19 protein-coding genes are annotated in these 18,231 nt (G+C 70.7%); 5 read left to right on the top strand and 14 right to left on the bottom strand.

From position 1 onward, the window contains the following. The first annotated feature begins 17 nt into the window (after positions 1 to 17). Positions 18 to 1,376 (top strand): amidase family protein, encoded by a 1,359-nt coding sequence (locus ACFVW6_RS25380; RefSeq protein WP_378823079.1) that lies wholly within the window; start codon positions 18 to 20, stop codon positions 1,374 to 1,376. Positions 1,377 to 1,478: 102 nt separating this feature from the next. Further along, entirely contained in the window at positions 1,479 to 2,771 is a 1,293-nt protein-coding gene (locus tag ACFVW6_RS25385) for a hypothetical protein (protein ID WP_378823077.1), read from the top strand. 1 nt (position 2,772) lies between these two features. Here the strand turns inward: ACFVW6_RS25385 and ACFVW6_RS25390 are convergent, their stop codons facing one another. From ACFVW6_RS25390 to ACFVW6_RS25415, 6 genes are all read right to left on the bottom strand, one after another. Then, a complete protein-coding gene (locus ACFVW6_RS25390; RefSeq protein WP_378823075.1) occupies positions 2,773 to 4,290 on the bottom strand; it encodes a class I adenylate-forming enzyme family protein in 1,518 nt (505 codons plus the stop codon). Then, entirely contained in the window at positions 4,287 to 5,042 is a 756-nt protein-coding gene (locus ACFVW6_RS25395) for a glycosyltransferase (RefSeq protein ID WP_378823073.1), read from the bottom strand. The genes ACFVW6_RS25390 and ACFVW6_RS25395 overlap by 4 nt, the downstream gene beginning before the upstream one ends. After that, complete coding sequence (locus ACFVW6_RS25400) at positions 5,039 to 6,058, bottom strand: NAD-dependent epimerase/dehydratase family protein (protein WP_378823071.1); 1,020 nt, start codon at positions 6,056 to 6,058, stop codon at positions 5,039 to 5,041. Before ACFVW6_RS25400 ends, ACFVW6_RS25395 begins: the two co-directional genes overlap by 4 nt. A gap of 82 nt (positions 6,059 to 6,140) precedes the next feature. Next, the gene (locus tag ACFVW6_RS25405) at positions 6,141 to 6,464 is read right to left on the bottom strand and encodes a hypothetical protein (RefSeq protein WP_357343449.1); all 324 of its coding nucleotides are present in this window, start codon (positions 6,462 to 6,464) and stop codon (positions 6,141 to 6,143) included. 50 nt (positions 6,465 to 6,514) lie between these two features. After that, the gene (locus ACFVW6_RS25410; RefSeq protein WP_378823068.1) at positions 6,515 to 7,381 is read right to left on the bottom strand and encodes a hypothetical protein; all 867 of its coding nucleotides are present in this window, start codon (positions 7,379 to 7,381) and stop codon (positions 6,515 to 6,517) included. 6 nt (positions 7,382 to 7,387) lie between these two features. Continuing rightward, positions 7,388 to 8,431: a 3-oxoacyl-ACP synthase III family protein gene (locus ACFVW6_RS25415; RefSeq protein ID WP_378823066.1), complete on the bottom strand. Its 1,044-nt coding sequence runs from the start codon at positions 8,429 to 8,431 to the stop codon at positions 7,388 to 7,390. Between the two features lie 112 nt (positions 8,432 to 8,543). On the opposite strand from ACFVW6_RS25415, the gene ACFVW6_RS25420 reads away from it, so the two are divergent. Next, positions 8,544 to 9,755: a cytochrome P450 gene (locus ACFVW6_RS25420; protein WP_378823064.1), complete on the top strand. Its 1,212-nt coding sequence runs from the start codon at positions 8,544 to 8,546 to the stop codon at positions 9,753 to 9,755. A 48-nt stretch (positions 9,756 to 9,803) separates the two neighbouring features. On the opposite strand, the gene ACFVW6_RS25425 is transcribed toward ACFVW6_RS25420, so the two are convergent. Continuing rightward, the gene (locus ACFVW6_RS25425) at positions 9,804 to 10,517 is read right to left on the bottom strand and encodes a hypothetical protein (protein WP_378823062.1); all 714 of its coding nucleotides are present in this window, start codon (positions 10,515 to 10,517) and stop codon (positions 9,804 to 9,806) included. Positions 10,518 to 10,728: 211 nt separating this feature from the next. Beyond that, positions 10,729 to 12,138: an FAD-binding protein gene (locus tag ACFVW6_RS25430; protein WP_378823059.1), complete on the bottom strand. Its 1,410-nt coding sequence runs from the start codon at positions 12,136 to 12,138 to the stop codon at positions 10,729 to 10,731. Positions 12,139 to 12,504: 366 nt separating this feature from the next. Between ACFVW6_RS25430 and ACFVW6_RS25435 the strand changes: the two genes are divergently transcribed. Continuing rightward, positions 12,505 to 12,840 carry a metalloregulator ArsR/SmtB family transcription factor gene (locus ACFVW6_RS25435; RefSeq protein WP_355276098.1) on the top strand — a complete coding sequence of 112 codons (336 nt, stop codon included), beginning with the start codon at positions 12,505 to 12,507 and terminating at the stop codon, positions 12,838 to 12,840. Between the two features lie 25 nt (positions 12,841 to 12,865). On the opposite strand, the gene ACFVW6_RS25440 is transcribed toward ACFVW6_RS25435, so the two are convergent. From ACFVW6_RS25440 to ACFVW6_RS25465, 6 genes are all read right to left on the bottom strand, one after another. Next, complete coding sequence (locus ACFVW6_RS25440) at positions 12,866 to 13,174, bottom strand: antibiotic biosynthesis monooxygenase family protein (RefSeq protein ID WP_378823056.1); 309 nt, start codon at positions 13,172 to 13,174, stop codon at positions 12,866 to 12,868. 14 nt (positions 13,175 to 13,188) lie between these two features. Next, positions 13,189 to 13,638, bottom strand: a complete 450-nt coding sequence (locus ACFVW6_RS25445) for a hypothetical protein (protein WP_357343475.1) — start codon at positions 13,636 to 13,638, stop codon at positions 13,189 to 13,191. A gap of 95 nt (positions 13,639 to 13,733) precedes the next feature. After that, entirely contained in the window at positions 13,734 to 14,180 is a 447-nt protein-coding gene (locus ACFVW6_RS25450) for a MarR family winged helix-turn-helix transcriptional regulator (RefSeq protein WP_355276094.1), read from the bottom strand. 62 nt (positions 14,181 to 14,242) lie between these two features. Beyond that, entirely contained in the window at positions 14,243 to 15,613 is a 1,371-nt protein-coding gene (locus ACFVW6_RS25455; protein WP_378823053.1) for an aldehyde dehydrogenase family protein, read from the bottom strand. Further along, positions 15,613 to 16,695 (bottom strand): AMP-binding protein, encoded by a 1,083-nt coding sequence (locus ACFVW6_RS25460; protein WP_378823051.1) that lies wholly within the window; start codon positions 16,693 to 16,695, stop codon positions 15,613 to 15,615. Before ACFVW6_RS25460 ends, ACFVW6_RS25455 begins: the two co-directional genes overlap by 1 nt. A 130-nt stretch (positions 16,696 to 16,825) precedes the next feature. Continuing rightward, the gene (locus tag ACFVW6_RS25465; protein WP_378823049.1) at positions 16,826 to 17,143 is read right to left on the bottom strand and encodes a hypothetical protein; all 318 of its coding nucleotides are present in this window, start codon (positions 17,141 to 17,143) and stop codon (positions 16,826 to 16,828) included. Positions 17,144 to 17,339: 196 nt separating this feature from the next. On the opposite strand from ACFVW6_RS25465, the gene ACFVW6_RS25470 reads away from it, so the two are divergent. Then, positions 17,340 to 18,209 carry an Ig-like domain-containing protein gene (locus ACFVW6_RS25470; RefSeq protein WP_355276088.1) on the top strand — a complete coding sequence of 290 codons (870 nt, stop codon included), beginning with the start codon at positions 17,340 to 17,342 and terminating at the stop codon, positions 18,207 to 18,209. The last annotated feature ends 22 nt before the right edge of the window (positions 18,210 to 18,231 follow it).

Raw genomic sequence — 18,231 nt, forward strand, 5'->3', positions numbered from 1 at the left:
GCCGAGGAGTGCCGCGCATGGCCACCGCTCTCGTCACGGCCCGTGCCGTCGCCACCGGCGAAACCACCGCGACAGCCGTGACCGAAGCCGCGATCGATCGTGTGCGACAGCCTGATTCGGCCGCGGTCCTGATGACGGTCACCGGTGAGCGCGCCCGCCTCCAGGCCGCGGCGAGTGATCGCCGCGCCGCGCGTGGACTCCGGCGCGGTGCCCTCGACGGTGTGCCGATCGTGTGGAAGGACCTGTTCGACGTCCAGGGCACCGTCACGACCTGCGGTTCGGCCAGCCACCAGCACGACGAGCCCGCCGCCGTCGACAGCCTGATCGTGCGCCGGGCGCACGACCGCGGCCTGATCACCGTCGGCAAGACCACCCTGAGCGAGTTCGCCTTCTCCGGCCTCGGCATCAACACCCGGTTCGGTACCCCCGCCAACCCCCTGGCCCCCGACATGATCCCCGGCGGATCGTCCGCCGGATCAGCCGTCGCCGTCGCCCGCGGCCTGGTTCCCCTCGCGGTCGGCACCGACACCTCCGGCTCGGTCCGCATTCCCGCCGCCCTCTGCGGCATCGTCGGATTCCGTGCCAGCCCAGGACGATACGGCCCGCACGACTTCGCCCCGCTGTCGCCGACCCTCGACAGCATCGGCCTCTTCGCCACCACCGTCACCGACATCGCGGCCCTCGACGAACTACTGCTGCCGCCGGGCTCCCGGCCGTCGATCCGACCCGTGCCGTCCGGCGGGCCACGATTCGTCGTGCCGACCGGCGAATGGACCGAGGACCTCGCGCCACCGATCGCCGACGACTTCGCCCGCACCGTCGCCCGGTTGCGCGCGGCGGGCGCGACCGTCGTGGTGCGCGGATTCCCTTCCCTCCGCGCGGCCCAGCGACTGCTGGACGACCACGGCACGATCGTCGGCGCCGAGGCCTATCGCCTGCACAGCCACCGGCTGCGCTCGACGATGCCGATCGAGCCCGCGACCCGCCGCCGTCTCGAAGGCAATGCCGACACGGCGACCACCATCGCCCCGGTGTACGCCGCGCTGCCCGGCCTGCGCGCCGAGTTCGCCGCCGAGCTGGGCGATGCGACGCTGCTCTGCCCGCCGATCCGCCACCTGCCGCCACGCATCCCCGACCTGCTCGCCGACCAGCACACCTACGACACCGCCAACGCGGCGCTCCTGCGCACCACGATGCTGCTCAGCTACCTCGGCACCTGCGGGATCGGCCTGCCCACCGCACTCGGGCGCCCCGGCCATGCCGCTCTGTTGTCCAAGCCCGCCGGTGAGGACAGCGCACTGCTCACCGACGCCACCTGGACCGAGCGAGTCCTGCACCCGCATCGGGCCGAACGCCGAGATCTGGATAGCTGTTAGCGACCGCGTCTGCCCATCGAACGGAGCTGCGGCCGTACTCTCGAACGAGTGCGTGTGGAACGTGGCGCACGCGGGTCCGGGTGAAGTGTGGAGGAGGACGGCGTGAGGGTGCGCGACGGCGAGATCGATCGTCCGCTGTCGCCGTCGGAGCGCTGGTTCTGGCTGGTCGATCAACTGTCCCCGGCCAATTGCGTGGTCCGGCTGCGGGTGCGTGGGCCGATCGGCGCGTATCGCCTGGAGGAGGCCGCGACCGCGGTGGTCGCCGAATTCCCGCTGCTGCGGGTGGTCGTCGCGCCGGGACCTCGGTTCGTGCCCGCCGCCGACCCGCATCTGCCGGTCCTGCACCGCATCGTCGACGATCCGGACGAGTGGCACGCCGTCTTCGACGAGCAGCTCGTCACCCCGGTCGACCTCGCGACCGCGCCGGGCAGACTCATCGATCTGGCGTGGCGCCCAGGCACTTCCGACGAGCTGCACGACCTGATCCTGGTCTTCTCGCACGTGCTGATCGACGGCCGCTCGATGGCCGCCCTCGGCTCGCGCCTGCTCGCCGTCGCCTTCGGCGCCGCCGCGCCCGACACCGTCCGGACCCCGATCCCGGCCGCCGACGACCTGATCCCGTCCGCGCACACCGGCCTGCTCCGGTGCCTGCGCACCAACCTCGCCGGCCAGCTCACCGCGACCTTCCGGCGCGCCGTCGGCATCCCCGGCACCCCGCCGCCGTTGCCCGCCCGCCGCACCCGCACCGTGCTCCGCACCGTCGAGGGCGACGAGCTCGCCGCGCTCCGCACCCGCTGTCAGCGCGCGGGCGTCACCGTCAACGCCGCGCTGGCCGCCGCCCTCGCCCAGGCGCTGGGCGCACTGAACCGTCCCCGCGGCTCCGGCATCGCCGCGATCGGCATCCCGGTCGACCTGCGCTCCCGCCTGGCGCCACCACCCGCCGACGACGAGCCGGGCATGTTCACCGCCGTGGTTCCCACGTTCGTGCCCTTCGGCCCGGCCGACTCCCTCTGGGACGCCGCGCGAACCGCCGGATCCCAACTGGCCCACCGCCTCGACCGGCACGCCGACCTCAGCGCCCTGGCCGCCATCCGCTACGGCTGCCCGCGCTCCCTCGAATCCGGCAGGCGCGCGGTCGAGCTCGTCGACCGCCGCGCCCCCTGGAACGTCACCCTGAGCAACCTCGGCCGCCTCACCGCCCCCGAAACCCCCGAGCCCCTCCCGATCACGGCCCTCACCGTCGCGGGCACCAACTCCTGCGCCAGCGCCCTCACCGTCGCCGTCGCCACCCTGGACACGACGATGTCGATCACTTTCTGCTACGTCGACACCCTGCTCCCACGCCCCACCATCGAATCCCTCGCCGACCACACCCACACCGCCCTGACCCGCTGAGCTAGCCCAGGTGGGCGCGTAGCTGGTCGCGGAGGGTGGCGCGGTCGGGTTTGTTGGTGCGGCCGCTGACCGGGATCTTGTCGACGATGACGATGTCGTCGGGGACGGCGGTGGTGTCGATGAGGTGGGGGAGGCGGGTGCGGAGCAGGGTCGCGATATCGCCGGCGCCGGGGTCGGGGACGACGGCGAGGACGATGCGTTCGTCGCCGATCTCGTCGGGCAGGCCGACCATGATCGCCTCGCGCACCCCGGCGATCGCGGTGATCACCGGTTCGTACAGGCCGGGGTAGATATTGGTCTTGCCGCGGATCATCATGTCCTTCTTGCGGCCGGTGAGCACGAGCTGCTCGCCGTCCCAGCGGGCCAGATCACCGGTGGGGACCTCGGTCAGCGGCTCGGCGCCGAGGTAGCCGCGGCACAGGTTCGGGCCGGCCAGGACGAGTTCGCCGTCCGCGGCGATGCGCGCCCGCACCCCGGGGACGGGCGCGCCGAGCAGGTCGCCCTCGTGCGCGAGCTTGGCCACATCGTTGGTGACGGCGACCGGCAGGATCTCGGTCATGCCGTAGATCGCCAGGAACTCGGTGCTGGGCAACGACTTCCGTGCCCGCCGCAGCAGCGCCGAGGTGACGGGCGCCCCACCGAGGGCGACCTGGCGCAGGTAGGTGGGCGCGGTGATCGCACCGGCCTCGAGCGCGTCGAGCGCGGCGGCCAGATCGGCGGGGGTGTAGAAGGCGTGGGTGGCGCTGCGCAAGCCGTGGGTGAAGCGCACCGGATCGATGTGGGTGCCGAACCGCGGATACGGCGGCATCGCCCAGCGCGCGCCCGCCATCAGCGCGGGCAGCCCCATCATCAGCTGCTCGGTGTGCAGGAACGCGCCGGGGGCCAGGCTGGTCCGGCCGCCCATCGCGGCCAGCCCCGCACCGAGCGAAGCACGGGTGTGCACCACGGCTTTCGGGTCGTCGGTGGTGCCGGAGGTGAACACGATCAAGGCCGCCGCGTCGGGATCGGCGGGTACCGTCGACGACCCGGCCGCCCGACCGGTGAAGCGGCGCAGGGGAATCGAGCCGGCGGGCACGCCGGGCAGCCACGCGCCGCTGTGGATGTGCCGCACCTCCAGCGCGCCGAAGCGCGGCAGGCTGAGCCCGCGCTTGCGCCCGAATCCCGCGAGCGGCCCGCTCACCGCGTACAGCAGCGATTCGGTGGCCGCCCAGGAGGGTTCGACCAGCGCCACCCGCTGGGCGAACAGGTCGGGACCGATGCCGGGGTCGACGAACACGATCGTGCCGCCCGCCGCGATCACCCCGAAGATCAAGGTCACCGAGGCCACGCTCGGACGGATCGAGAACAGCATCCGATCGCCGGGCGCGAACCCGGCCGCGCCCAGATTGGCCGCGACCCGGTCGACGGTGTCGACGAGCTCACGATAGGTCAGCGCGCGCTGCCCGACCGTGCCCAGCGCCGAGGCGTCGGGAATGCGATCGGCCTGCATCGCCAGGTGGGCGAGGAAATCGGCGGTCATCGGATATCGACGATGTCGGGCCGGTAGCGGTGATCGGCGTACCAGGCCAGCGTCTTGCGGATGCCCCACGCCCGCACCCGCCGGTTCGAGCCGTACACCCGGACATCACGGCGCAGGCCGTAGTCGGTGGTGATCGTGCGCACCGCGTTGACCAGGGCCCGGTCCTCGTGCAGGTCCTCGATGGCGGTGCGCGGGAATCCTCCTGCGGCCGTGTACAACTCGGCGGTGATCGCCATATTGCAGCCCGGCGTCATCACGTACGGTCCGAGATATTTCGGATCGCGATTGCCCGAGCGCACCTTGCCGAAGGCCGAGGCCACCTCCAACGCGACCCGGATGATCGTGCGGTCCCGCCAGGAGACTCCTTCGTCGGTCCGGGGGATCAGCTGCCCGCTGATCAGCCGCAACCCCGCGTCGAACCCGGCGTTGATCCGCTCGATCCAGTCCGGCGCCGGCAGGCAGTCGGCGTCGGTGCGGGCCAGCCGCGTCGCGCCCTGGGCGATCGCGTACCGCATGCCGGTGTCGGCGGCGGCCCCGGTGCCCTTCTGGGCTTCGCTGATCACCTCGATGACGGGCACCGGATGCGCGGCGGCGAAGGCCCGCACGATGCCGGCGGTCCCGTCGCTGGAATCGTTGTCGACCACGACCACCCGGAAATCGGTATCGCGTTGCGCGGCAATGGCGTTCAGGGTCGCGCCGATCCCGCGCGCCTCGTCGAAGGCGGGGATCACCACCCACAGGCCGCCGCTCACAGGTCGGCCACCAGCCGGTCGAGCCCACCGGTCTCGGTGACCCACGCGTGGAAGCGATCCAGCCCCTCCGCGAACGGCACGGTCGGCTGGTAACCGAGGTCGCGTTCGGCGCGGGTGAGGTCGTAGGTCGCCGACCGGGTGACCAGCGCGACAGCGTAGCGCGACAGCGGCGGCGTCCAGCGCTGCGCGACCGCCGGAATCCGCCACACCGTCTCGATCGTCGCGAGCGCCCCGCCGAGCACCGGCGCGGGCACGACGACACTCGGCGGGGCCAGCCCGAATCGCCGCGCCACCGCGGCCATCGTCGGCCACACCGCCACCGGCTCGGCATCGGCGACGAAATAGGCACGCCCGCCGATCTTCTCGGCTTCCAGCGCCAGTTCCACGGCCCGCACCAGATGGTCGATGTAGCACAGCGACGCGCGCACCTCGCGGCCGCCGGACAGGTCGGGCAGGCGGCCCGCCCGCAACTTCGCCAGGATCTGCGCGATCGGACCGCGGCGGTCCCCCGGGCCCCAGACGGCCCGTGGCCGCAGCGAGCACGTCGTGAACGTCGGGGTATCGGCCGCCAGCACCAGCTGTTCGGCCACCGCCTTGGTCTCGCAGTAGCTGTTGAGGAAGCGGGCCGGATACGGGGTCGTCTCGTCGATCTCCAGCTGATCGCCGCCGTCGGGCGCCATCAGCGCGCTGGGACTGCCGATGAAGACGAACCGTTCGGCACCCGCCGCGGCGGCCTCCTGCATCAGCCGGTCCGTCCCGGCGACATTCACCGCGAAGAACTCCGCCGGGCGTCCGAACTCGCCGAGCAGGGCCGCGGCGTGCACGACGGCCCGCACCCCGGTGACCGCGCGGGCCAGCGCCGCCGTGTCCGCGAGATCGGCCACCGCCACCTCGGCGCCCGCCGGGGCGCTCGACGGCTCGCGCACCATCGCCCTGACCGGCACGCCACGCGCCAGCAGCGCGCGCACGATCGCCCCGCCGACGAACCCGCTCGCCCCCGTCACCAGCACAGTCATCGCGTCACCCTACGGCGCGGACGCGGCGGGCCCGCCGGGACGCACCGGTCCCGGTGGTCGTTCGCCGCGGCCGACGCCGGGCTCACCGAGTGGCCTCGCCCAGTGTCTTCCACCAGGTCGCGCCGAGCAGCATCGTCATCGCGGCGGCCCGGCCGGGCCCGATTCCGTGCTCGGCGGCCACCTTGCGCGCGGCCGGGATCTGGGCGAGGTGCGCGCCGACGCTGAGCGCCAGGTCGATCCAGAACGCGAGCTTCGCCAGCCGGGACCGGAACGGCCGCACGATCCCGAGGACCACGTAGGCCCAGCCGAGCACCGGGACCGTCCGCAGGGCGAACACGGTCGCCTTGCTCGGGGCCTGCGCCGTCGTCGCGCGATGGCGCGCCTGAGTCTGCTGCGGTGCCGTCACCGTCCACCTCTCCCTGTTTCCGTTCGCTGTCGACACGGCGTGCGTGGTCATCACCGCACCCCCGGCCCACGGTAGGTCACGGCCGCGGCGGTCGGCCCGCCGTCGGCGGCGACGAACAGCAGCGGCCGGTCGACGAGCCCGGCGTCCCGCGCCGCCACGTAGGCGGCGGTGAGCGCGGAGGTGTGCGCGTCACCGGCGAAATCATCGGTGATCACGGTGCCGATGCCGAGTTCGGCGGCCAGCTCGGCGGCGAACTCGGGGGTCGGCCTGCCGCACACCAGGACCACCCGCGCCGCGTCGAGATCGTCGGCCGCCAGGGCTTCGCGCGCCGCGACCGCCGCGTGCTCGACGAGTTCGGCGGTGCCGGTGCCGAGTTCGACGGTCAGGGCCGAGCGCCCGGTCGCGCCCATCGCCGACAGCGTCACGTAGCCCTGCGGATCGGGCAGCGCGTCACCGGCGCTCACGTGCACGCCGCCGAAACCGGATGCGGCGGAGGAGTTCTCGAGCACGAGCGCCGCGCCGACCGGCTCGAACGGGAAGTCCGCGTCCGCCCGCATCGACGGATGCGCGTCACCGGAGACGACGACCACGTGTCCGGTGGGCAGATCGGCCAGCAGCGAGGTGGCCACGCCGACGGCGTTGACCAGGCCGCACGCGCCGTTCATCAGGTCGAACGACAGGCAGGGCACGTCACCGGGCCGGTACTCCAGGCCGATGCCTGCCGCCTGCTGGATGAGCGCGGCCACCGCCGGTTCGACGAGGTTCGCGTCGCGATAGACCCCGACATTGATCAGCGCGTCGACCTGTTCCGGCGGACACCCGGCCGCGGTCAGCGCCGCGCCGGCGGCGGCGGCCGCCTGACCCACCGAGCTGACGCCACCGGTCTGTGTGACGGCCGAAGAAATGATGATTCCCATACTGTCCTATACCCGCAGATCGCCGATTGTCACCGACAAGAACCCGGCGACCACCCCGGACGCGGCGGGCACCAGCAGCACCTTGGACCCCGGGGCGATCAGGCCCTGCCGCAGCGCGTCGTGCAGCACCACGAAGTGCGAGGTCGACGCGGTGTTGCCGTAGCGATCCAGCACGGCCAGCTTCGGCGGCATCGGGGAGTCGAACTCGCGCTCGGCGATCTTGTCGATCAATTCCACGGCGGGACCGCTGAATTGGTGATGGATCAGGTAGTCGTAGCCCTCGGCGGCGAAGTCGGAGCCACGGGCGGCGAGGAATTCGCGCTGCCGCGAGGTCCACAGCAGGTACCTGGACTCGTTGTGCATCGCGCGATTGTCGGTGTAGAGCGCGACGCCGGGACCCTGGTCGCTCGGCATGCCGAGGCACAGTTTCGCGAAGGCGGCGCTGGTGTTGAGCTCCACGTAGTCCAGGCCGGGGCCGTCGGTGGCGTCGAGGATCACGGCCGCGCCCGCGTCACCGACGGTGAGCGAGGCGAACTGCGGGTCGTACTTCTGCGCGATCTCGCGCACCGCGGTGTCGGAGATCGGGGTGATGCACTCGCCGGAGACCACCAGGCCCCTGCGGACCGCGCCGGAGCGAATCATCCGGTCCAGCAACAGGACTCCGGTCATCATCCCCGCGCACGCGTTGGACACGTCGAAGTGGATCGCCCGGTGCGCGCCGAGCGCGGAGCGCAGCATCAGCGCGAAGGACGGCTCGAGGCAGAAGTCCTCGCCGCGGGTGCGGGTGATCGAGCAGGAGATGATCACATCCAGCTCGGCGGCCGCGTACCGGGAATTCGCCAGTGCCTCGCGCGCGGCGGCGAGGGCGATGCTGAACGAATCCTCCGGCCTGCCCTCGGCGTCGACGCCGCGCACCCGCCGCGCCGCCACCCCGCTGACCTTCTCCAGATCCAGCGGCGCGTCGATGGCCAGTTGGCTCATCAGCTCGGCCGTGGTCACCTCGCGGGCGGGTAGATACGCGCCGACGGCCTCGATTGTGGATTTCACCATGTGCTTGTTCACTTCCGAATATCGCGCGATGCACCGTCCTCCATCAACGCATCTCGCCGATCCTAGTCACAGACCTTCACTATTCGGTCACGCTCAACTAGATTGTGCCGGGGTGTGGAGTGCTGCCCGACGCCATGAACTCACCCTACTCGCCGCAGGTCAGCCCTGGTTGCCCGGCGTGCTGCTGCTGGGCCGGATCGCGCGCCCGATCCGCAAGGTCCCCAAACTCGGCTGGTTCGTTGCCGATCCGCTGGTCGCGCGCCAGATCTACAACGACAGCACGCACTTCAGCATCGTCTCCGAGGGCGCCGCCGGGCACTGGTGGGCGCAGGTCATCGGCGACTGGGTCGAGGACCTGTTCGAAGGACCCGGCCACACCGAGCTGCGGACCAAGGTGCGCGACCTGTTCACCCTCACCCACACCGATGCGCTCGTGCAGCGTGTCATCGGTCCTGACCTGCGGGATCTGCGCGATCGGCTGGCCGAGGGCGAGACCGTCGACATCGCCGCGCGCGCCCAGATCCTGGTCGGGCGCAGTGTGTCCGACCTGGTCGGGATGCGTCCGGAGGACATCGCCGCGGCGATCGGCGGCGACCCCACCGATGACCTGGACGCGCTGTTCCTGCGGCTGTTCCATCACGTCGAGGAGCTGGTCAACCTCGGTTTCGGCACCATGGCCTCGACCACGCTCGACCCCGTGGCGGTGGCCCGCGCCAAGGAGCTGGCCGGGCAGCTGGCTGTCAATGTCCCTTCCGCCTACGCGCGCGCGGACCCGGACACCACGCTGGGGCGCTGCCGCGAACTCGGTCTCGACGTCGAGCACGCGGCCGGGCTGGCCATCCTGATGGCCGTGGCGGGCACCGACACCCTGGCCAGCGCCATGACCAGGATGGTCGCGATCATGCACGACACCGGCGAGCACCGGGCCCTGCTCGCCGCGCCCGAGCGGCTGCCCGACGCGGTGCGCGAGACGCTGCGGGTGACCAGTCCGGCCTACCTGGTCGGGCGCTCGGTCACCGCCGACGTGCGCGTCGCCGACCGTGAGCTGCGGGCCGGCGAGCACGTCAAGATCCTGACCTGGACGATCAACAACGCGGTCGGCGAGTTCAGCGTGCACCGCGACTACGTTCCCGAAACCCGCCAGCTCTGGTTCGGCGGCGGGCGCCATCTGTGTCTGGGCGCCCAGCTCGTCCACTCCGAGCTGACCGCGTTGCTCGCGGCGCTCACCGCGGCGGGCAGGCCGTGGGAGATCGTCGAGCGCCGCTACCGGCGCAAGGTCTTCATCCCCACCTACGAGACGCTGCGCATCCGGCTCGCGGACTGACGACAGCACGAAGACCCCGTCCGGTGGACGGGGTCTTCGCGGTGGGTACTACTGGTTTTCCGGGGCGTTGATCCGGTTGCTGAAGCCGATGCCGATCGCGATCGCGGCGGGCACACCGGTGATCACCAGGCCGGCGGCGGCGCCCAGCGGGATGCCGACCGCGCCACCGGCGAGGCAGCCGGCGATACCGGTCGCGCCACCGAGGGCGAGCACCGGGATGCCCAGGAGCAGGCCGCCCGCGGCGCCGATCGCGCAGCCCGCGACGCCACCGACGAGGGTGCCGACCAGGGTGCCGATGGCGGTGACGATGCCGAACTGGGTGGCGGCGGCGCTCACGGCGTCGTCGAAGGCGTCCTGCCGGACGACGTCCTTGAGCAGGGTCGACGGCCGGGCCGAGGCCGCCTCGGTGCGCGGGGTGAGCACGGCGCGGGTGCCGTCGATGGCGGCGTCGATCGGGTACTCGAGGTCGTTGAGCGTGTACGCGAGCGGGAACCCGACCACGACATTGCCCTGCTCGTCGCGGACCTGGAACTGGCCGTTCTCGCTGGCCAGCGAGCCCGCGTCGGTCTCGACGACGACCGAGTCGCCCTCGATGCCGGTCTTCCAGTTGATGCCGGGCAGCACCTGGTTCACGCCCTGGCTCACCCCGTCGAGGAAGGCGGGAACGGGCGCCGGGGCGGGCGCGGCGTGCGAGGTACCGGTGGCGATACCGAGCGCGGCGATGACAAGTGCGGAGGTTGCGGCAACCTTGCGGATCTTCATGAATGCAGTCTTTCCCTCAATGGCAATGCTCCCGGAGGAGCGCAGGCCCTCGATCGAGCACCCATGAACAAGTGTCCAACTCAATGTTGCTGAGATGTAACTTAAAATGTCATAAGAACCCAAAACGGACAGTGATCTGCGTCATCGTCCGTGAATGCCGTTTGCCGAGTGGAACTTTCATTCGGAATTTGTCATCGTGATCTGGAACACGTCATTGTCGGACGTGCTGCACCGCCGCCGGAACGAGCTGGAGCCGCCGCGAGAGATCGGAGGCGAAGACCTGCTCGGGATCGGCCAGGTCGCGCACCCGCCGCCATTCGGCCAGGCGGGGGTACATCGCCGCGATCGTCTCCGGCGCGGTCCGCGAGTCCTTGGCGAAGTACAGCCGCCCGCCCGCGCCCAGCACCCGCTCGTCGAGCTCCCGGCAGAACCGGTCGAGACCGGCGGCGATGGGGAAGTCCAAGCTCAGCATGTATCCGGGGTGCGGCCAGGACAGCGGCGCCGGGTTGCTCGGGCCCATCCGCTTGAACACGTTGAGGAACGAGTGGTGCCCCGACTCGGCGATGGCCTGCACCGCGCGGGCGAGCTGCTGCTCGGCGCCGAACGGCATCGAGAACTGGTACTGCAGGAAGCCGCGCCTGCCGTAGGCGCGATTCCATTCGCCGAGCAGATCCAGCGGGTGATAGAACTGCGTCAGATTCTGGATCCGGCCGCGCGCTCGCCGCGGGAACATGCGATGCGCCGCCTCGGCCGCGATGCGCGTCGTGACGCTGTTGACCATCCCGTTCGGAAAGATATCGGGCACGGTGAACAATTGTGGTGCATCGAAATTCAACGGTTTGCTGCGGAGTTTCACCGGCAGTTGGTCCAGCGTCGCGAGCGAACCACGGCTGAACCCGGCGCGGCCGAGTTTCGCGCCGGTGGAGATGGTGTCCGGCACCGACATCGAATAGTCGTAGCCGTCGTCGGACCCGCCGGTCAGCAGCGCCATCGTCTCGTCGAGATCGCGGGTGCGGTCGTTGTCGACGAAGAAGTACGCGGTCTCGGTGTGCTTCAACCGGATTCGCGCCCCGGTGACGATGCCGGTCAGCCCCATGCCGCCGACGGTCGCCCAGAACAGCTCGGACTCGAGACCCGTCGGCGTCAGCGTCCGCACCGAACCGTCGGCGGTGAGCAGGTCCAGCGACACCACGTGATTGCCGAAGCTGCCCTGCGAATGATGGTTCTTGCCATGGATATCCGACCCGATGGCCCCGCCGACCGTCACCTGCCGGGTGCCGGGCAGCACCGGAACCCAGAGTCCGTGCGGCAGCGCGCGCCGCATCAGGGTGTCGAGGCTGACCCCGGCGTCGACGTCGACGATCCCACTGTCGGGATCGATGCTGTGGATACGGTCCAGAGCGGTCATATCGACAACCAGCCCGCCGCCGTTCTGCGCCGGATCGCCGTAACTGCGGCCCAGCCCGCGCGCGATCACCCCGCGCGGGCACGCCGTGCGCACCCGCTCGGCGATCACGCCGAGATCAGCTGTGCGCAATACCTCGGCGACGGTAGGCGCGGTGCGTCCCCACCCACTCAGACTGCGCTGCTCGGTCTCGGAGTTCCCCTGCGTGAAAGTCACGGGAGCACACGCTAAGCCGCGTTGCTGAGGACAGCCTGAGGCTTCAGTGTCGACTATCCGTGATGCGTGCCCACGCATCCCGGACTGACGACAGCGCGGTCTCCGCGCTTGTCTGTAGTCGAGTCTGTCCGGCCGGCTGCGAGTTCCAGTCACGCTCGTCCGGCGCTCGATCGAACAGTCGTCGGGCTGGGAGGCGGTTGATCGGACCATGCCTTTGGTACAACCGCCCCGCGACACTGTCGATCGCGCCGATTTTGTTCAACGCCCAGAGCGTGGTGCGCGCCGGTCATGCCGGAGTTCGGTGGGTCATGCTGGTCTGCCACGTGCGGACAGCAACTCCAGTCGAGGACTAAACTGAACGCCGTCATGGGAGAGCCACGCACACTGGACGGATCGCCGGTCGAGCTCGGTCGGCGGGCGATCGGCGACGTCGAAATCGCCGCCTGGGCCCAGCGATTCGACCTGCTCTCCGACCCGAACCGCCTGGAGATCCTGCTGTGCCTGCACCGCACCCCCGGCATCAGCGTCGGTGAACTGGCCGCCGCCATCGGCCGCACCGAGAACGCGATCTCCCAGGCCCTGCGCGTCCTGCGCCAGGAAGGCTGCGTCGCCTCCAGTCGCGAAGGCCGCACGGTCACCAATCGCCTGACCGACCCGATCATCCACGAAATCCTGCACACCATCGGCGCCAAACACGCCTGACGCCGACGGTGAGAAGTGCGGTAGCTCAGGGGAATTCGGCGACAACCTGGTAGAGGGCGGGGTTGGCGCTCGCGACTTGGCGGGCCTGGTCGACCGACGCGACGACGGTGGGGTTCAGACCGGCGGCCTCGCAGGCCTCGGCGCTGTCCCAGTGCGCGACATTCACCAGCTGGAAGCGGGAGTCGGGCAGCAGCGCGCGGTGCAGGCGGACGTCACGGAAGCCGGGGGCGGTGCGCATCAGGGCGACGCGCTCGCGCCACTGGGCGACGAAGGCGTCGACGTCGGCGGCGGGGACTTCGATGACATTGATGAAGGTGACACCCTGGTCGGTCATGTCGATTCTCTCTTTCAGCTCGCGGATCCGGGGCGGACGATCATGAGGACGACGACCGCCGTCCAGAGCAGGTTGTAGATGCCGGCCAGCATCGACAGCGTCTTCAGGCGGCTGCCCGCGTCGGGGGTGTCGAGGGCCTGGCGCTGGAGTGGGTGGATCTGCACCGCGAGTAGGCCGCCCGCGATGGCGGTGGTGATCATGGCGACGGTGATCCAGATTTCGTTCATCCGGCCCTGGAGGGTGGCCAGGACGATGCCGATCACCGGGACGATGATCGCGAGTTTGGCGTAGTTGCCGGTGATCCGGTGCAGGGCGACCGCCACCGAGCGGCTGCGCACCGAATCGGGATCGGGGCCGCCCGCCGCGACCGGGGCGTAGCGGGGGAACAGGCTGGTCGCGACCGCCGAGCCCCCGACGAAGACGATGCCCGCGACCACGTGCACGGACAGCAAGAGATGTTCCACCTGTCGACTCCCTCCGACCTTCAATGTGGCTGAAGCTTAGCTCGAGTTTCAACAACATTGAAGGTCGGCTGGGTCACGTCCGGTGGGAACGCTGGTCAGGCGGGCGACGCGCCGGTGAACGCGGCGACGATGGCCGCGCCGACGCGCCGTTGAATCGGGTCGGCGTCGGGTCCGAAGAGCTGAGTGTCGACCTGGGTCACCACTTTTCGCGCCTCACCGAGCAGCCGGGTGCCCGCCTCGGTGAGCTCGATCGCCGAGGCCGATCCGGCGCGCGCGGTGCGGTCCTGCACCAGCCCGGCCGCGACCAGCGACTTCACCGCGGTGTGCACGCTCTGCACGCTCGTCCCCGACATCCGCGCCAGCTCGCTGAACGACGCCCCCGGCACGCCGTTGATGTGCCCGAGGAGCCCGAGCCTGGCGACCGTGAGGTCCAGCGGCGCCAGCCCGGCGCTCAGTTCGGCCTCGACCCGGCGCGACAGCGTGATCACCAGGATGGTCGGGCTCATCGCCGGTGGCCGGGGGCGCGGGTTCTCGGTGGTCACCCGGTCATTTTCGCGTACGCGCCCGCGCCCGGCGGGGACAGGCCGGGCGCGGGCGCGCCGGATCAGATGCCGGAGCGGATCATGCCCTTGCAGCGCATGAGGAATTCGGCCAGGTAGCCGTCGTGCGGGACACCGGGCCGCAGCCAGGTGGTGGGATTGTCGCCGATGTACAGATTGGTGATGGTCGGCTCGGTCAGCAGGGCGTCGACCAGATCCGCGCGGGTGGTCATCGCCGTCAGCACCAGCGTGTCCCGCAGGGGCGCGATGCCGTCCGCGGGCTGCCACGGCCCCACCCAGACGCACGGGAAGGCCAGTTCGACCCCGAGCTGCGGCGCGGTCGCGGTGTCGACCAGGTGCACGGCCGGGCGCAGCACCGCACCGCCGGAGGGGAGTTCGTCGACGATGGTGTCGCCGCCGAGCAGCGGTGTCGCCGTGCCCGCGACCTCGTGCAGGTACTCGTCGATCGCGGTCACCGTCGGCAGCGGCTGCACGGTGAGGATGGCGTCGGGATGGTCGGCGGGCAGGCTCGGGATGCGCTCCAGGCGCTCGGCCAGCGCGCGGGCCACCGGTTCCGGGTCGCCTTCGACCAGCACCCCGGTGGTGCAGGTGCAGGCGGTACCGCCCAGATGACTTACCGAGTCGGCGATCACGTCGATCCGCTCCCGCCAGTCCACGTCGGCCGTGATCAGGATCTTGGACCGGCCGGGGCCCTGGGTGAGCACCCGCGAGCTCGTGCCGTACTTGTCGACCACGTCCTGACCGCCGTAGACGATCGCGTAGTCGGCCTCGGCGATGATCACGTCGGCGGCGGCGTAGTCGGTGGGCAGCAGGGTGATCGTCGCGGGCGGGAACCCCGCCATCCGCAGCGCGCTCACCAGGCGGAACGCAGTGAACGGCTCGCGTGCCGAGGGCCGGACGACGACCTTGTAGCCCAGCGCCAGCGCCTCCGGCCAGAGCCCGTGCACCGCCGGGGTGTTGCCCGCCGCGTGCACCGCGAACACGTCGCCCTTGCGGACCCACACCCCCGCGCCCTCGCGGGTGCGCTCGTCGGACCATTCCGCGACGGCGCCCTGCGGCATCGCCGAAGCCAGTGTGTCGGTTTGCGAGCGCAGGACCTCGGCGACCCACTCGGCCGACTGGCGCACCACCTGCTGGGGCACCCCGGACACGGTCGAGACGATCCGGATGTACTCCTCGGGATCGAGCCCGCCGATGGTGGCGGTGGTGAACAGCTCGGCGGCCTTCGCCATGAGCGCGAAGCGTTCGGCGGCCGGGACGGTGGGCGCCGCCCGCATGGCGGTGATCGCGCGCCGCACGAACAGGGCCGGAACCTGGCCCAGCTCACCGACTTCGGTGCCGTCCAGCGCGGTGATCGGAATGCGCTGCCTGGCGTGGTAGGCGCCGGCGGGGCCGAGGGCGTCGATCTCGATCATCAGTACACCCCCTCGATGACGGACTTGTCGGCGAAGGTCTGCACCGGCCGCACATCGGCGACCGCGCAGCCGAGCGTGCCCGGCGCGGGTTCGGCGCGCAGCGCGGTGTCGCGCTCCAGATTGTTCGGCAGCAGCGCGTATTTGGTGAGGTGGTTCATCACGACCTGGCCGCGCTCGCCGTCGGCGACGTCGTCACCGGTGGCCGGATCGACCACCCGGAACGCGATGTAGGGGCTCGGCGTGTCGAACACGGCCAGCCCGTCCGCGCGCTCGACATCGCGCTCGCGCGACATGCCGAGGATGGTGGTGCTGCCGTAGAGGCCCTTGAGCGGGATGCCGGGAAAGACCTCCTGCCGCAGGATGTCCCTGGTATCGGCGTCCATGTGCGCGCCGCTCCAGCACAGGAACTTCACCTGCTTGCGGACCGCGTCGACCAGCTCCTCGCGCCGGGCCAGCCGCTCGAGCAGCGGCGGGGTCGCGATCAGGATGCCCACCGACTGGGTGGTCAGGATGGCGGCGGCCTGGTCGATCAGGTGCTCGGCGTAGCGGTCGGCGCCGTCGGTGTCACCGGAGCCGATCAGGTGCTTGATCCAGCGCGGATCCAGGTCGACGGTGAACTTCACGCCGTGGTGCCTGCGGGCGCGCCGGGACGCGAACTCCCCGAACATGTGTGGGCCGCTGGGCGCGATGGCCAGGGTGTTCGTGGTCCCGAGGTCGGCGTAGTGGTGCTCGTCCCAGGACAGCGCGAACTCCATCCAGCGCTCGAACATCACGAACCGCTTCGGCGCGCCGGTGGTCCCGCCGCTCTCGAAGATCCCGGCGATCTCCCGATCCGCGCCGCGCAGCCCGCGCGGGATCAGATCCTCCACCGCGACGTCGCGGAACTCGTCGATCACGTTGGGGAACAGGCGCAGATCGTCGAAGGTCCGCACGTCGGTCCGTGGATCGAAGTCGAGCCCGGCGGCCCGCCGTAACCAGTACGGACTCCCGGTGTCGGCACCGAAATGCCAGCTCATCAAGGCCTGGACGTAGTCGTCGGGATCGATGTCGACAGCGTCCAGGTCGAGGATGTCGGAACACATGGCACGGCCTCCGAGGCTCGCAAAAAATGGGCGTTTTGCGAGGTTCATCGTTCCGCGCCGGAGGCCGTGCGAGCCCACGGCGGCGCCCACGTCGATCAGACGATAGGAACGTCCATGGTCCGCCGGTGGATCAGGCGGGGAGGGCGGGGATCGTGCGGGCGTGGGTGATCTCGGGGGAGACCGTGACGATGTCGCAGGCGGCGAGTAACCGGTGGGGGAGGTCGGCGCCCAGGTGGGTGAGGTCGGGGGTGACCACGGCGGCGGCCTCGGTGGTGGTCACCACGTCGAGCAGGCGGCCGAGCGGATCCATGGTGCGGTCGCTGAAGACGACGGTCTTGGTGAAGCGGTAGCCGAGTCGTTCGGCTAGGGAACGGATCTGCGTTTCGTCCCAGGATTGGGCGACACCCGAGATGTCGCGGCGCAGATAACCGATCGCCGGTGGCTTCATGGGGGAGACGCTACCGGCGCCGGGTGTCCGTTGCCGGGAACGCGAACCAACGTGAGTCGAATTCGCAATCTGAATGAGACTCATTTCGGATTTCGATCCGCCGGGGTGTCACTGCGTGATCTACTGCTCGCCAACTCGGGCGATGGAACGCCTCGACGAAGATGTCGAGGGCGCCCGGTGTACGTGGGAGACAACGATGGTGGACAGAAGAGTGCAGCGGGTAGCCGGTTCGATGGCCGCGTTCGCGGTGGCGGCCGGATTCGCGGTGGCGGCGATGCCCGCGACGGCCTCGGCCGCGCCGGGAACGATCACCTGGAACGACGGGAACAGCAAGTTCACCCGGACGGTGTCCAACACCAACCCGGTCGTCGGCGACACCGTGACCGTGACGACGAAGTTCGAGCGCACCGGCATCCCGGTCGAATACATCTACAACATCAAGGACCTGCACCCGGCGTGCCTGACCCCGGTCGCGGGCTCGGCCAAGATGGGCGGTGACCAGGTCCAGCTCGACACCTCGTCCTCGGACTGGGTGCGCGCCGAATTCGGCATCACCAAGTACCCGGTGTACCCGAACATCGAGCCGAAGTCGCAGACCTTCGAGGTGCAGTACAAGGTGGGCGTGAACTGCGCCCGCGACACCCCGCTGCCGACCTCCATGCACTACGGCGGCTCGCTCGGCGACGGCACCTACCAGGGCAAGGGCCCGAACATCACGGTGTCCAGCGACGCCGTGTCGAGCACCGTGCTCACCGACGTGACCGGCGCGCAGGTCGGCAAGGCCGTCACGCTGGAGGCCAGCGTCTCGCCCGCGGCGGCGGGCGGCACCGTCCAGTTCAAGGCGGGCGACAACGTCCTCGGCGACATCCCGGTCGCCGCGAACGGCAAGGCCACGATCGTGTGGACGCCGGGCGCCGCGGGCGCCTACACCATCGGCGCGACGTTCTCCGGCCGCAGCGGCGTGGCCAGCTCGTCGACCACCAAGGTGGTCACCGTGGCCGATGTGCCGACCGATCCCGGCCCGGGTGACGGCGGCGGTACCGGCACCGGATCCTTCGGGTTCTGAGCACCCCTCCCCGGCACGGAAT

Source organism: Nocardia sp. NPDC058244, assembly GCF_042882065.1.
Taxonomy (GTDB): Bacteria; Actinomycetota; Actinomycetes; order Mycobacteriales; family Mycobacteriaceae; genus Nocardia.